We start from the raw sequence: 14,797 nt of genomic DNA, 5'->3' as shown, positions 1-14,797 counted from the left end.
AATGGTTGGGCGCTCTCCAGGCACATACGGACCTGAATTTTAAATGCACTCCCGCGCTTTTATCTTCTTGGGGGCTGTGATGTAGGGAAGATCCTCTCCAGACCACAGTACCTTGTAGGCCGAGACGGTGAGCAAACCTCCCACGCGACACCACTTAACCGACAGTATGGTGCGCACATGCTCGGCACAGCTTATCTAGCGCATGCCAGAGGGCTGGCAGTACTCACTCATAATGTCACCAACCCGCCCGGGGACTACACAGTACTTTTCCAGAGCCTGCAGCAAAATAAGCCATTCGGTGAAGCGTTACTCGCGCTTATGAGAGCGTAGAACGCCGCGAATTTGCCGCACTATCGGAATGTTATCTTTGGCGATGGGACGCTTAAACTCAGCTATTGAGGCTGTCTTGCAGCTCTCACGAGCCTTGCCATTAGTATGCTACGCATCACATTATTCCCTGTTCTTCAGATATCATGAATGCAGGAAAATTCCCAGAGAAAAAAATGCTGATATGTCCGGAAATAGCCTTATCCACGCGGATAAAAATTTATTTTTTACATAAAGTCAAGATGTTTTTTGCCCAGGACCAATAAAGATTTTAGATCAGTTTTTTCTATTTTCATACGGTCTGGATACTTTATTCCATTAATAAAGATATGATAACGTATAATTACGTTAATGACGTCATCTTAAAGGTAGAGAGAATAATGGGAGAAAGAGAAGCAAGGGGGGAAGTGGATACTTTACCGAAGGATACCAAAGACTGGAGACAAGATTTCAATACTGGGTTTCGGATGCATGCGGTTTTCTGTTAAAGATGGGAAGATTGACAGGGATAAGGCAAAGCGCCAGGTACATTATGCAATCGATCATGGAGTGAACTACATCGATACAGCGTGGACATATCATCTTGGAGAGAATGAGCCCTTCCTGGGCAGGATCCTGGCTGGCGGATATCGGGAGAAGGTCAAGCTTGCTACAAAACTCCCCTCATGGATAATAAAGAGCAGGAAGGATATGGACAGGATACTGAATGCCCAGCTTGATAGACTCAGGACGGACCATATCGATTATTATCTTGTTCACTCACTTATCGGAACTTTATGGGACAGGCTGGAAAGCCTCGGAGTAACCGATTTCCTTGACAGGGCGAAAGCTGACGGTCGAATTAAAAATGCTGGTTTTTCTTTTCATGGGTCAGTTGGGGATTTCAAGCGAATTGTGGATGCATATCCCTGGGGTTTTTGCCAGATCCAGTATAATTTCCTTGACCGAAAGAATCAGGCAGGGATTGAAGGGCTTAAGTATGCCGCCTCAAAAAACTTGGGTGTTATTGTCATGGAGCCCCTGCGCGGAGGTAAACTTACAAGGTTTATACCGCCTGAGATCAAAGAAATCTGGAACGAAGCTGAAATAAAACGTACACCTGCAGAATGGGGACTTCGCTGGGTGTGGAACCATCCCGAAGTTACGGTTGTGCTTTCGGGCATGAATGAGGAATCCCATATTAAAGAAAACCTGAGAATCGCAGCTGAAGCCTATCCGAACTCCCTGACTGAAGCTGAACTGCAGCTTGTAAAGCGAGTTGAGCAAAAATACCGCAAGCTTATGAACACAGGCTGTACAGGTTGCAGGTACTGTTTACCCTGTCCTTCAGGCGTGGACATTCCTGGCTGTTTTGAGATATATGACAACGTATACCTCTCGGGCGATGAAGATGAAGGCAAGCTTATGTACGCAGCAAAACCAGGTGGAATAATAAGAGACGGTGTCCTTGGCTATGCCTCCCAGTGTGTACAGTGCGAACAATGCCTTGAAAAATGCCCTCAACATCTGGATATACCTGCTTTACTGAAGACCATTGCACAAAAATTCGAAGGCGCCGACCTGGAAACCTGGAAAGATGCTGCAAGAGAAAAGTTCAGTAAGGAACAGGAAGCTAAAAGCCATTTAAATCTGTAATCTACGGAAACAAATCCCACTCTGTTTTGATTACATCAAAATCCCCGGAAAAAGTCGGGAAAAAGCCATTTCAAAGTTAATAATCATGAAAGCACGAAAAAATAGTCCTTTATTTTTACCCAACATTTTTCAGCAGGAAAACAATTACAGCATTACCTATAAACTTACCCAGAGAGTAAATTAAAAAGCGGTTTTACTTATTCCCATATTAGCCGTCCCAAGAGCAAACGCTGCGCCGCAAACTTTTTAGGAAAAAGTTTGATCAAAAACCGGCATGATGGCGTGAAACCGGCGCAACGGTTTCGCTCAAGCCTTTTTTCAAAAGGCTTGTGGAAAAAATTAAAAGTCAAGGAGACAACTTAAAAAGCAAGGGTAATTGAAATGCTGTACAGAAAAGTGCCAGTGAACGGAGATGAACTCTCTATACTTGGGTTCGGATGCATGCGCCTTCCTGTGAAAGAGGATGGAAAGATAGATGAGGAAAGGACTACCCGGCAGGTGCGGTATGCAATTGACCACGGAATAAACTATATCGACACTGCCTGGCCGTATCACATGGGGGAAAGCGAGCCTTTCCTGGGCAGGGCGCTTGCAGGCGGATATCGGGAAAAGATTAAGCTTGCTACAAAACTACCATCCTGGGCAATAAAAAATACCGATGATATGGACAGGATCCTGAACTCCCAGCTTGAAAGACTCATGACAGATCATATTGATTATTATCTTATTCATGGGCTCGTGGGGACTTTATGGGATAAAATGGAAAAGCTTGAGGTCCTAGACTTCCTTGATAGGGCTAAGGCTGATGGCAGAATAATAAATGCGGGATTTTCTTTCCACGGATCAATTGAGGATTTTAAGCGGATTGTGGATGCCTATCCATGGATTTTCTGCCAGATCCAGTATAATTATCTGGATGAAAAGAGCCAGGCAGGAACGGAAGGACTTGAGTATGCAGCCTCAAAGGGCCTGGGAATTATTGTCATGGAGCCTCTGCGTGGGGGCAAACTGGCAAAACCTGTGCCTCCTGAGGTACAGGAGATCTGGAACGAAGCTGAAATAAAACGTACACCTGCAGAATGGGGACTTCGCTGGGTGTGGAACCGTCCCGAAGTTACGGTTGTGCTTTCAGGCATGAATGAGGAATCCCATATTGAAGAAAACTTGAGGATTGCAGACGAAGCTTATCCAAACTCCCTGACTGAAGCTGAACTGCAGCTTGTAAAGCGAGTTGAGCAAAAATACCGTGAACTTATGAAAATAGGCTGCACAGGCTGTAGGTATTGTTTACCCTGCCCTTCTGGAGTGGACATTCCTGGCTGTTTTGAGATTTATGATAATTTTTCCCTTTCAGGCAATGAGAAAGAAGCAAAGTTGATGTATGCGGCAAAGCCAGGCGGAATAATAAGAGGCGATGTGCCCGGGTATGCTTCCCAGTGTGTACAGTGCGGGGAGTGTGTTGAAAAATGCCCGCAGCATCTTGACATTCCCTCCCTGCTTGAAGCTGTGGTAGAAAAATTTGAGGGAAAAGACCACAGGGGATGGAGACTGATCGCGAAAAAGTCTTTCGGGAAAGAGTAAAACGTGTCAGGAAACGTGTAGATGCGGCAGGGAAAAAATAACTGGGCTATACTATGGAGCACAGCTCCTTTTGGCCCTTTATTTAGCCTGTTAATATACTAACCCTGAATGTAACTGTCCTGTCTTTTTATTGCCTTTTCGTTCAGCATTCTCTCCCTATCGAAAAAGCCTTTCCAATATTACATCCGATGCTGTAGTAGCTCCGGTTTCCTGTGCCGTATATAATTGGCTGGATTTTCTCAATGTCCGGGTTCTTATTTTCGTCAAGCACGGACTCTTCGGCTTTAATATCAATAATTTCTCCTACAAAAAGGGTGTGAAGCCCGATTTCAAGGGTATGCAGAAGTTTACACTCAAGGACAACCGGAAATTCTTCGACGTATGGGGCAGGCACAACTTCACTCCTAACAGGGGTGAGACAGGCTCCCTCAAACTTGTTTTCATCCCGGCCGCTTGCAATGCCGAGGTAATCGGTTTCTTTTACATACTTTTCTGATGGGATACTTACAGTAAATGCCTTATTTTCTATAATGCCGGCATAGCTGTAAGTTGCTTTTCTTAAGGATACGCTGATACATGGAGGGTTAGAACAGCAGATCCCTCCCCAGGCCACAGTCATGGCATTGGGTATCCCGTTCATATCGTAAGTGCCTACTACCCAGGTCGGCGCCGGAAACACGAGTGGTTTTGCTCCTATTGATTGCTTCATGCTTTTAGTTTCTTTTCGATAATACAAAAAGGTTTTTTCGAGCCGAGACTATACGTATCCTGTCTGCTGGTATTCCAGGCATTCTTCAGATACTTTATATAACTGATAGCAGGCAAAGTGATAAATTGTTTGTTTAGATGGTTTATCTGGCGGCTATTATATATATTATGGTTAATATAATAGAGGTACGCGGTTAAAACATCACCTTTAATTTAAAAATAACAGGTGATTTCTTTTCCTGTTCAGGATTAATGAATATCCATTATCCGGGCAAGCATTGGTTCTTCAACCAGGAGAAGCCCGGAGAGCCGTAAAAACCAGTTATAAAAACTTAAAGTTGCTGTAATTGTATTTGAAGTAAGGGGTTAGCAGAATATAGGGGGTATAGAAATAAGAGAAATAAAAATTAAGAAAATACATGTATTGGGTGGTCTGTTAACAGGAACTGCCGCCGGGATTGCTGCGGGACTGATTGGTGGACTTGTTATGATGTTTATTTACGACAGATTTATTCACGAGAGAGAAGTACACAAAAAAGTCATATCTGCTTCTAAGGGGTTCCTTAAACCACATAAATGCATCATATTACAATAAGAAATATAAATTTAAAGAAAATTTGATGAGTTAAACGTGCTGTTAAATTAAAACTAACGTTTAATTTCTTTTCCTGCTCAGGATTGGCTAGTGTTTATATTCAACGAGTATCAATCCTCCAACAGGATATACAGTCATAACTATGCTTCTAATGCCTGTAAAATTAAGACTGGGTCTTTAATATGTTGTAGAGGTATAAAACTGACTTGTTGTAGGTATAAAACTGACAAAGAAGCATATACTTGGTGGTCTGATAACGGGAACAGACCTCTTAAACCAGAAGAACTGTCTCCTGTTTGCGTTAAAATTTACTCTCTAACTCAGTGTTAATTTTCGAATCAATTTCTTTTTTCAATTTTCCCTGTGGGTGCACTTCCCATCTGCTGCGTCACTATAACTATACAAGAGGCTTGAAGATAGTCTAAAGTTATTTAATATCTTATATGGTTGTCGTTATATAATATGTGAGCTATAGGATAGATACAGGAGTACTAAATTCATTACTTCCCTTTCCGGGCGAGAACTATAAAATAATGGAACTGTCCGACAAGGGAAAAACTGAGGGGGTGCATGATTGCTAAACATGAGAAAGTACGGTAAGCTAGCGCTGAGTGCATATATAATGAAGAAAATGAAATCAGGGAGATCTCCAGGGAGTAAGGGTATCTTGCGTAAGTATGCTAAGCTGGCTCTGGGGGCATATCTTCTTAATAAACTGAAATCAGAGAAACCTGAAAAAGAAATAGAAATTGAAATAGAACCTGAAGAAGAGATCATGCCAAGTGGACCAATTGAGATTGAGAAAGGTAGGAAGTCTTTAATGAGAATCGGTAAAATAACTCTTGGTGTGCTTGCTGGTGCTGCAATCATATACGCTCTTAAGAAACAGGCTGCTAAAAAGAGCGGGTACAGGATCGAAATGGAATGAGCTGGAGAGGGTATAACCTGTACAAAGTGAATAAATGGCGTAAACTCCTGCTGGGGGCATTTGCAGGAGCTGCCATCATATATACCGTTAAAAAACGCATATGCTATGATAAGTTCCTTCCAGAAGCTTTAAAATCTTTTTCCAATCCTTTCAAGCTTGGACAGTCTCCTCCGAGGGTTAAGTCCATCTATCCTGACAGGCAGACGTTTGCTTTCAGGCATGATTCCCCTATCTGGATCGAATTCGACATGCCTATGAATAACGCAACCATTACGAAAGAAACCGTAATAATTAGAAGTTCTGCATCAAAAAAGCCTGTCGATGGTCTGCTAGATATAGGTTCCAGAATGCTAATGTTCCGTCCTTATGATGAATATCCTATGGATGAGTCAGGCGCTGAAATAACAGTTACTTTACGTGGAAGCGGAACAGGGTCTGGATTCATAATGGATGAGCGTGGTATTGCCCTTGATGGGGATGGAGACGGAAAGCCTGGTGGAGACTTTGAATACACTTACAGGATTATAAGATAGAATCGAAATATGAATTAAGAAGGCCCTACCTTCCAAAATAATCCTTTTTAACACCTCTATTTTGATTTACTCCTCCTTTTTTGTGAGCTTTATCTGGTTGACTCCTGCTTGACTTTTGTTTTATTCTGTTTCCTGTTTACTTTCTCAGGTTCTGACAGTTCGCCATAACCCCCACCGCCCGGAGTTTCAATTACAAAAAGCTCGCCTGTCTTCAGCGCAATCTCAGCCTGACCTCCAACTTCAAGAACACTGCCATCCGTGCGGATAAGCAGGTTCCTTCCGCACTTTCCGGGTCTTCCGCCTTTGAGCCCAAAAGGCGGGAATTTCCTGTGGCTTGAGAGAATGGCGACGTTCATATCTTTCAGGAACCTGAACTTTCGGATAACCCCGTTTCCACCCCTGAACTTGCCTTCTCCACCGCTTCCTTCCCGTATGGAAAACTCCTCAAGTAAAACCGGAAACCTTGTCTCAAGGATTTCAGGGTCGGTAATCCTTGAGTTGGTCATATGAGTGTGGACGGCATCCGCTCCTGAAAAACCCGGACCTGCCCCTGCACCTCCACAAATGGTCTCATAATACTGGAAATCTGCATCTCCGAAGGTAAAATTGTTCATCGTACCCTGGGAAGCTGCAAGCTTGCCCAGGGCTCCAAAAAGGGCATCAACAATATACTGCGATGTTTCAACATTGCCTGCAACAACAGCAGCAGGCGGCTCAGGTCTCAGCAGTGAGCCTTCAGGGATAATAATCTCAAGCGGCCTCAGGCAGCCTGCATTAAGGGGAATGTCACTTTTTACAAGCGTCCTGAAAGCGTAGAGTATAGCAGCAATGCAAACTGAAGCTGGAGCATTGAAGTTATTCGGAAGCTGGGGGGAGGTACCTGTAAAATCAATTCTTGCACCCCGGTTTTCGCGATCAATTGTAACTTTTACCCGGATGGCATTTCCGTCATCGAGTTTATATGTGAATTCCCCATCAGCAAGCCTGTCAATAACTCTTCTGACCGCTTCCTCGGCGTTATCCTGCACATGACCCATATACGCTTCAACCGTCTCAAGGGAAAACTCCTCAATCATCCTGCGCAGTTCGGAAAGTCCTTTTTCGTTTGCAGCAATCTGTGCGCGAATATCAGCAATATTCTGAGCAGGATTTCTTGCAGGATATTTTCCTGAGCCTAGCCAGGCTTTCAGTCTTTCTTCACAGAAACGACCCTGTTTAATAATTTTCATGCCCTCGCTCAAAACTCCTTCTTCCGAGATTGTCCTGCTGCCAGGAGGCACGGAACCGGGACTGATTCCTCCTACATCGGCATGATGACCTCTCGAAGCCAGGTAAAACAGGATTTTCCCGGAATCTCCAAACATTGGGGTAACAACCGTGATATCAGGGAGATGGGTTCCCCCGTTGTATGGGGAATTGATAAGATACACATCCCCTGGTCGCATTCCCTTTAATTGCTTCCGGATAAGGGACTTTACGCATTCTCCCATTGAGCCCAGGTGCACAGGGATATGAGGAGCATTTGCTATGAGGTTCCCCTGCCCATCGAAAACGGCACAGGAAAAATCCAGCCTTTCCTTTATGTTTACCGAGTGGGCAGTATTCTGCAGGGTGAACCCCATCTGCTCGGCAACCGACATGAACCTGTTATTAAATATCTCAAGCATTACAGGATCGACATCAGTTCCTATAGCTATCTGAGCTGGAAGCGGAGTTTTTCTTTTAAGGAGAAGATGGTTGCGTTCAGTAACCCTCCCTTCCCAACCGGGTTCGAGAATAATTGTCGTGTTTTTCTCTATAAGCATCGCGGGCCCGCTTATGCAGGTTCCGGGTTTAAGCTCGTCCCTATTGAGAACTGGTGTCTCGTGAAATTCTCCATTGCTATACATCCTGACTTTAGCAACAGGAGAGATAACCGGATTTTCTTCCTTTTCCAGCACAGAGTCAGTAACCCTCTCATTAATCCCGATAGTTTCTACGGAAACAGCTTCAATAATTATGGGCTTTCCCTCCATTATAAATCCGAAGTGTTTCCTGTGGGCTTCCTCGAAGCCTTTCCTTAGAGCATCCTTATCCCCAAAATCGACAACCAGCTGCGTATCCGAGCCTGCATAACGCATATGCGCTTTATAGAGTGACGTAATTTTATCTTCCTGCACTCCCTGTTCGCGCATGAGCCGACAGCCCTCATTTTCAAGCCCAAAAAACACCGTTTCCAAATCTTCTACCAGCGTATCTGAGAGTTCGCTGCCCACATAGTGCTCTTTTATCAGCCTCTGGTCTGCAAGTCCCATGCCGTATGCCGAGAGCACGCCTGCATAAGGATGAATGAAAATGCTCTTGATCCCGAGGCTATCTGCAACCCTGCAGGCGTGCTGGGCAGCAGCTCCTCCGAAACAGCAGAGGGTATATTCCTTTATATTGTAGCCCCGCTGGACCGAGATTTTTTTGATGGCGTTTGCCATATTCTCAACCGCAACCGAAAGGAAACCCTCGGCTACCTGCTCAGGTGTCCAGATATTACCGTCATTTTCGCTTTCGCTTCTGCCTTCACTTTTGCCTTCTCCTGAAACCCTTTCAGCAAGCTCTGTGAACTTCCTGCGCACAAGCTCAGAGTCAAGCGGCTGATCGGCATTGAGTCCAAAAATAGCCGGAAAAAATGCAGGCTGCAGTTTTCCAAGCATGACATTGCAGTCAGTAACCGTAAGTGGTCCACCTTTTCTGTAACACGCCGGCCCAGGGTCCGAACCTGCCGAATCCAGGCCTACCCTGAACCTGCCCCCCTCATAATGAAGTATGGAGCCTCCGCCTGCTGCAACCGTATGGATGCGCATCATGGGAGTATGCAGGCGCACCCCTGCAATCTCAGTTTCAAGACTGCGCTCGTACTCCCCGCTGTACTGGGCTACATCCGTGGAAGTGCCTCCCATATCGAAAGTAATTATTTTCTTTGCCCCTGCCATTTCCGAGGTAGCAACAGCCCCAACGATTCCCCCAGCCGGACCAGATAGGATGCAGTCCTTGCCCTGAAAAGTGTCGGCGTCCGTAAGCCCTCCGCTGGACTGCATGAACATTAACCTGGGAGTTTTTTCAGATTCCTTCTCTTTTCCATTCCTCTCTTCATTTTCACTATCTCTTGTCTCCCCTCTTCTTTTTTCTATTCCACCTTCACTTTTTTTCTCTTCCCTGCCGTCTTCAAGGGATTTCTGAACCATATCAACATACCTGCGGAGCACAGGAGAGAGATAAGCATCCACCACGGTCGTTTCCCCCCTACTTACGAGTTTAATTAACGGGCTTGTCTGATGGGAGAGTGACACCTGCGTAAACCCGATTTCCCTGGCAAGCCTGCCGAGTTTAAGCTCATGCTCAGGAAACCTGTACGCATGCATGAGTACAATTGCAGCCGAGCGAATTCCGGCTTCAAAAGCCGCTTCAAGCTCTTTTCTTGCATTTTCAAGATCCAGGGCTGCAAGCTCCTCCCCGCCGGCTCCGACCCTGCCGGACACCTCGATAACTCTCTCATAAAGCTGGTCAGGAAGTTCGATCTTCTGAGCAAAAATATCCGGACGGTTTTGATACCCGATTCTCAGGACATCCCTGAACCCCCGGTTTATAACAAGAACAGTCCTTTCCCCTTTCCGTTCAAGCAGAGCATTTGTGCCGACCGTTGTTCCCATCTTAACGGATTCTATAATTTCAGCGGGCAGCGGTGCATCTCCTGGCAGCCCGAGAATCTGCCGAATCCCATTCATGGCTGCATCCTTATAGTGGCACGGATCGTCTGAAAGAAGCTTGTGAGTGATTATTTTTCCATCAGGACTGCGAGCAACGATATCAGTAAACGTGCCTCCACGATCAATCCAGAACTGCCATCCGGCTTTGGGGGACATGAAAGGGAATAATTGTATAAGTTGTATTAATTATTAATCGGGAAATCAAAAATTTTAATTTTTATATTAAGTTTCCTACTTTCTCGATAAATGAAAGTATAACTAAAGGCTATTTAGGGACAGTACATGTATCAATATCTGTTTCTCATCATACAAGCATTCAGGCATATCCTGTCTCAGAAATAAGTATCTTCTAGAATCAGTGGAAGCTTCCTTTAACTTATCTTTCTTGCTCCAGAATTCACATTAAAAGAGGAGATTATTTGAAAAATTAGTTTATTCTTTCCTTATATTGCTGCTTTTTTTATTTATCGTAATTCCTAACTGTATTTTTCAACGTATCTGCATAGTCATATATGCAGTTCAAATCATCTATGGGAACTTTTTCTTCATCTTTGTTTTCAGTGAATAAGCCTAGATATTTTTGCTTAGTATTGAAATACATGCGACAAATAGGTTTTCTGTTATTGTCATCTAGTAACACACCACAGTAAGATTTCTTATCTCTAAGAGCAATTCTTTTTGGATCTAAGCTTTCACGAAGAATTGCCTTTATTATATAATACCCTTCTAACTCTTCTTCAGTTGTTTCAATTCTCTCTGGTTTAGCATCTAAAATATCGGATGATGGTTGCTCTTTGCCTTCATTAAAAATTGAGGTTTGCACATGTTCTGTTGAATTAGGAGAAAGCGAATCCTCAGTCATAGCAAATTTTAATCTTTCATTTATCTTGTCATTGATAAACTGATTGAGAGCATTTTTAGTAAGAACAGTAAATCTTTCACGGACACTTTGAGTAAAAGGAGAGCTGGTTACCTTCTTAGTAAAATATTTAACAAACTCTTCAGATGGAGAATTAATTTCGTTAGCAAGTATCTGTTTGATTTCCTTTGTATATCTCAATTCACAGGCAACATTTGCCAAATCATCAATATTAAAGGATTCTTTTTTGAACCGCTTCAATTCATTTATTAAAGGTTCTTTAATGTCTAATAAGTTAATCTCCAAAAATGGTTTATCATCCATTTTATTTGGAGCATCGATATCTGTATAAAAACGATATATGACTCCATTTGTTAGGATTCCAATTTTTGCTTCACTTACACTAAAATACCTGAACAGTTGAGAAGCATGTTCTTTATCTAAGTCAGCATCAATATTTTTGCATTCTATCAGTATTATTGGTTTACCATCCTGAATAATAGCATAATCAACCTTCTCTCCTTTTTTTGTTCCATAATCGGTCGTAAATTCGGGAACAACTTCAGTTGGATCAAAAACATTGTATCCCAATATATTTAAAAGAGGCATTACAAGAGCATTTTTTGTAGCTTCTTCAGTTTTTATACTTTCAGATAGCTTTGGAATCTTTGCGGACAATACTTTTATTTGGTCTATGAAATCCATTATATTTCTACTCCTTTATAAAAGAATAACAAGATCTAAAAGTATCATAACATCTTTACAGATATATTTACTGTTTTATGTATGTCTTGTCATAATTTTGTATATTATCCTTGGCTCTTTGATGTTTGAATATTTTCAAATGTTGAAACAAATAAGTAATTCTCAGCTCTATACTAGCTCATCCAAAAATTAGTCTTCATCTAATAGATCCCATCATAAAACCAAAAATATATCTCACATCAATAAGAATTTTTAGAATAAATTTATGACCGGAGACTCGATTGGTTATTGAGAATTTGAAATCAAGGGATCTAATTTTGAGTTTTAAAGTCAACTCATAAATAAGGATTTTAAAATAATTTTTATAATTAGAAAACCGACTCAAAAACTTAATAATTAGAAAACAAAATTATTTGGTAGAAATAATAAAAGCGAGAAAATTTAGAAAAACTAATTTTCTATTTTTTTCATTTTTTCCTGTACTTCTGACAGGCTAGTTTTCCTAACCCAGTTGTCCTTAAAGCATTTACTAGCTAGCTATCTGCCTCGCCAAACAGCTATTTAAATTCACTCAAGTTTGCTTCAGGCTGTCGTGCTCGCCAAATTATCGGTTGATAGCGCTTCGCTTCCTTTGAGTTTTACCTCTTGTCCTTTGATATTCTTTTTCTTCTTTTCTTCAAGTATTGGGAGGCATGCCACTATTCCGTCAATTATGGCTTCAGGTCTTGGAGTACATCCTGGAACATATACATCTACTGGTATTACCTGATCCACTCCGCCTATTACGTTATAGCACCCGTGGAAAATCCCACCAGTGGATGCACAGGCTCCGACTGCCAGAACAACTTTTGGATCAGGGATCTGGTTGTAGATGTTTTTAAGTACGTTTACATTTTTGTAATTTACCGCGCCTGTAACCACCATTATGTCCGCCTGCTTGGGGGTGCCTATGTTTAAAATACCAAACCTTTCAGCGTCATATAGAGGGGTAAGACAGGCTAATACTTCAATATCGCAGCCATTACAACTATTACAATTTACGTGTATAATCCATGGAGATTTTGATAGTCCCATAATCATCTCTTTAATTTTATTTTTAGTTGTTATTACTACTTTATAATTATCTTATTTTATATAAATCTAATTATAAAATTGAGAAAAATCTCCAGATTACTTATTATGATAAAAAGAGAAAACAAAAGAGACGGCGCACGTTTTGTGTACACTTTGAAACACGGGCTAAGATTTTCGATTCTGCCAGGCTAACTTTCAAGCTTTCTGTGTTTTATCCATTTCCACAGCTTTCAAAACATCAACATTCGAAGTTGTCTGAATTAAATAGAACTGCTGGCTCACAGATGCAGTCTTCCTCGCTGCGGTTTCCATACAGAGCATGAGGATTTTTACAGCATCTTGAAAAGTGCTTTTCTTTGTCCAGTTGTCCTTGAAGCATTTATTGGCTATCTGCTTTGTGAATTCGTTTCCGAGGACTATTAAGGTGCTTCCCTTTGCGTGTGAGGTTAAGGTTAATTCGGAGTCCCTTAGCTCGGCAATCGCGTAATTTCCAGCTGAGGCATAAAGTTTCCTTTTTTTGATGACTCCACCTTCAATTGATGATACTTCCCCTACAAGAACCCCGTTTTTCTCAGAGATTTTGCTTTTGCAGTCCGTGACCGTTATGCCGACCCCGAATTTTCTGGCTTTTTCTGCGAGTTCGTCGTCCGTGACTATTGCCCCGCTGTAAAGCTCCTTTTCGAGCTTTTCCCGATCCTGCTTATCTCCTTCGAAGGTTATTTCCCGCAGGTCTCCGGTCATTACTGCACCGTTTTTCCCGATAAAAGCGATAACTAGGGTCATGTGATTAATTTCTCCAGGTTTTTCATAAAATGACCCATCCAGGTTTTCATAAAACAAATCACAACCATCTTACGGATTTGAAAGAGCTTATTCTTGAAAACACTTATAGACACAATATATAAAAAAGGAATAGAAAATATAAATTGAGGTTGCAGAAAAGCTTAAAATAAGGATGTTTGGGAATTATTTAACATCCTTTAAACCATTTAAACACGCTTCAAGGTCTGTATTGTATCCCTCAAATTAGGTATATAGGTGTAAAGCACTGTATCAAGTAAACTGGATTTTCCATTCTCCTTTTGCTTCAGGGAACAGACATTGTAAATATTTCCAAAAATCATTTTTAACTGGAGATTTCTTTCGATAGGAAACCTTAAATATTCATAGATGTTATCTATATCTAACTAAATGTTTGAAATATCAAACGATTTGTTGTAAATAAGCAACAATCCCCTGAGAAAGACTTTTGAAATTAAATGTGATATGGAAGTATGGAAAAGACAGACCTGTACAAGCTTATTCTCGGAATAATCCTAATAGCCGCCGGAATCTTATCTGTAGTCTTATTGGAAGTTCTCGATATTGATATGCTGATCCCTATCATTCTAGTCAATATTGGACTGATTATTTTCGTTGTCACGGTTTTCAGACTCTTCAGGCGTGGAGACCTTCCTGATAGGGACGAAAGGACAAAAAAGCTGGCAGCGTATGGAATTACTTATTCCTGGCTGCTGACTCTTGTTATCATTGTGGTGCTTTCCTGGGTTCAGTACTTCGGGCTGGCTGAACTGACTGCAGACGGCGTGCTTGGCATACTTCTTTTCTTTATGATTATTTCTGCGAACGTTTTCAGGTGGTACTTCATGCGGAAGGGTGACATCGAATAAGGCTGGAGGGAAAGCCGTGAAAACAAGGATAAAGGAGTTCCGGGCGAGGTATGACCTTACTCAGGAAGCCCTTGCAAAAATGGTAGGAGTACGGAGAGAAACAATAGTCTTCCTTGAAAAAGGAAAATACAACCCCTCGCTCAAGCTTGCGTACAAGATCTCAAAGTGCCTGGGGACCACAATCGATGAATTATTTATCTTTGAAGATTCGGACCTTGAATGAATTCCCTGAAGCACTTTTCATCTCAGCATCTTAATTAGTTCTTAATAAATCTTCACTTTTTTAAAGAAATATGCCGTTTTTTAATGTTTTTTATCTTTTTCCTTAACAACTTTTATCTTTTACTATCGACATTATATATTTTCTTAATATTTGTGTTTATTAATCGGATATTTCTTCCGATTTAAAGAATAGAGAAAATAAACTTTTAAACAATTAGATATA

Annotated in this window: 11 protein-coding genes; 6 read left to right on the top strand and 5 right to left on the bottom strand. The window is 41.8% G+C overall.

What is annotated here, in order from left to right; genetic code table 11:
• Nucleotides 1-738 precede the first annotated feature (738 nt).
• Both AOB57_RS12815 and AOB57_RS12810 read left to right on the top strand, forming a co-directional pair.
• A complete protein-coding gene (locus AOB57_RS12815; RefSeq protein ID WP_054300048.1) occupies nt 739-1,962 on the top strand; it encodes an aldo/keto reductase in 1,224 nt (407 codons plus the stop codon).
• A 381-nt stretch (nt 1,963-2,343) separates the two neighbouring features.
• A complete protein-coding gene (locus tag AOB57_RS12810; RefSeq protein ID WP_054300047.1) occupies nt 2,344-3,543 on the top strand; it encodes an aldo/keto reductase in 1,200 nt (399 codons plus the stop codon).
• Between the two features lie 142 nt (nt 3,544-3,685).
• On the opposite strand, the gene AOB57_RS12805 is transcribed toward AOB57_RS12810, so the two are convergent.
• Nucleotides 3,686-4,252 (bottom strand): flavin reductase family protein, encoded by a 567-nt coding sequence (locus AOB57_RS12805; RefSeq protein ID WP_054300046.1) that lies wholly within the window; start codon nt 4,250-4,252, stop codon nt 3,686-3,688.
• A gap of 1,177 nt (nt 4,253-5,429) precedes the next feature.
• Here AOB57_RS12805 and AOB57_RS12800 point away from each other — a divergent pair.
• Together AOB57_RS12800 and AOB57_RS12795 are read left to right on the top strand one after the other, a co-directional pair.
• On the top strand, nt 5,430-5,774 hold the full coding sequence (locus AOB57_RS12800) for a hypothetical protein (RefSeq protein ID WP_054300045.1): 345 nt from the start codon (nt 5,430-5,432) through the stop codon (nt 5,772-5,774).
• Nucleotides 5,771-6,307 (top strand): Ig-like domain-containing protein, encoded by a 537-nt coding sequence (locus tag AOB57_RS12795; RefSeq protein ID WP_054300044.1) that lies wholly within the window; start codon nt 5,771-5,773, stop codon nt 6,305-6,307. Before AOB57_RS12800 ends, AOB57_RS12795 begins: the two co-directional genes overlap by 4 nt.
• A gap of 89 nt (nt 6,308-6,396) precedes the next feature.
• Here the strand turns inward: AOB57_RS12795 and AOB57_RS12790 are convergent, their stop codons facing one another.
• The 4 genes from AOB57_RS12790 to AOB57_RS12775 all read right to left on the bottom strand — a co-directional run bounded on the left by AOB57_RS12790 (nt 6,397) and on the right by AOB57_RS12775 (nt 13,522).
• Nucleotides 6,397-10,200 (bottom strand): hydantoinase B/oxoprolinase family protein, encoded by a 3,804-nt coding sequence (locus tag AOB57_RS12790; RefSeq protein WP_054300043.1) that lies wholly within the window; start codon nt 10,198-10,200, stop codon nt 6,397-6,399.
• A gap of 304 nt (nt 10,201-10,504) precedes the next feature.
• Nucleotides 10,505-11,608, bottom strand: a complete 1,104-nt coding sequence (locus AOB57_RS12785) for a type I restriction endonuclease (protein WP_054300042.1) — start codon at nt 11,606-11,608, stop codon at nt 10,505-10,507.
• A 582-nt stretch (nt 11,609-12,190) separates the two neighbouring features.
• The gene (locus tag AOB57_RS12780) at nt 12,191-12,715 is read right to left on the bottom strand and encodes an NADH-quinone oxidoreductase subunit B family protein (RefSeq protein ID WP_226999708.1); all 525 of its coding nucleotides are present in this window, start codon (nt 12,713-12,715) and stop codon (nt 12,191-12,193) included.
• 162 nt (nt 12,716-12,877) lie between these two features.
• The gene (locus tag AOB57_RS12775) at nt 12,878-13,522 is read right to left on the bottom strand and encodes an MJ0548 connectase family domain-containing protein (RefSeq protein ID WP_226999508.1); all 645 of its coding nucleotides are present in this window, start codon (nt 13,520-13,522) and stop codon (nt 12,878-12,880) included.
• 434 nt (nt 13,523-13,956) lie between these two features.
• On the opposite strand from AOB57_RS12775, the gene AOB57_RS12770 reads away from it, so the two are divergent.
• Entirely contained in the window at nt 13,957-14,352 is a 396-nt protein-coding gene (locus AOB57_RS12770; RefSeq protein ID WP_054300040.1) for a hypothetical protein, read from the top strand.
• Nucleotides 14,353-14,368: 16 nt separating this feature from the next.
• Nucleotides 14,369-14,575 carry a helix-turn-helix transcriptional regulator gene (locus AOB57_RS12765; RefSeq protein WP_048168366.1) on the top strand — a complete coding sequence of 69 codons (207 nt, stop codon included), beginning with the start codon at nt 14,369-14,371 and terminating at the stop codon, nt 14,573-14,575.
• Nucleotides 14,576-14,797 lie beyond the last annotated feature (222 nt).

It is taken from the genome of Methanosarcina flavescens, from assembly GCF_001304615.2.
In the GTDB taxonomy this organism is placed as follows: domain Archaea; phylum Halobacteriota; class Methanosarcinia; order Methanosarcinales; family Methanosarcinaceae; genus Methanosarcina; species Methanosarcina flavescens.
This window is presented reverse-complemented; position numbering and strand designations above follow the sequence as displayed.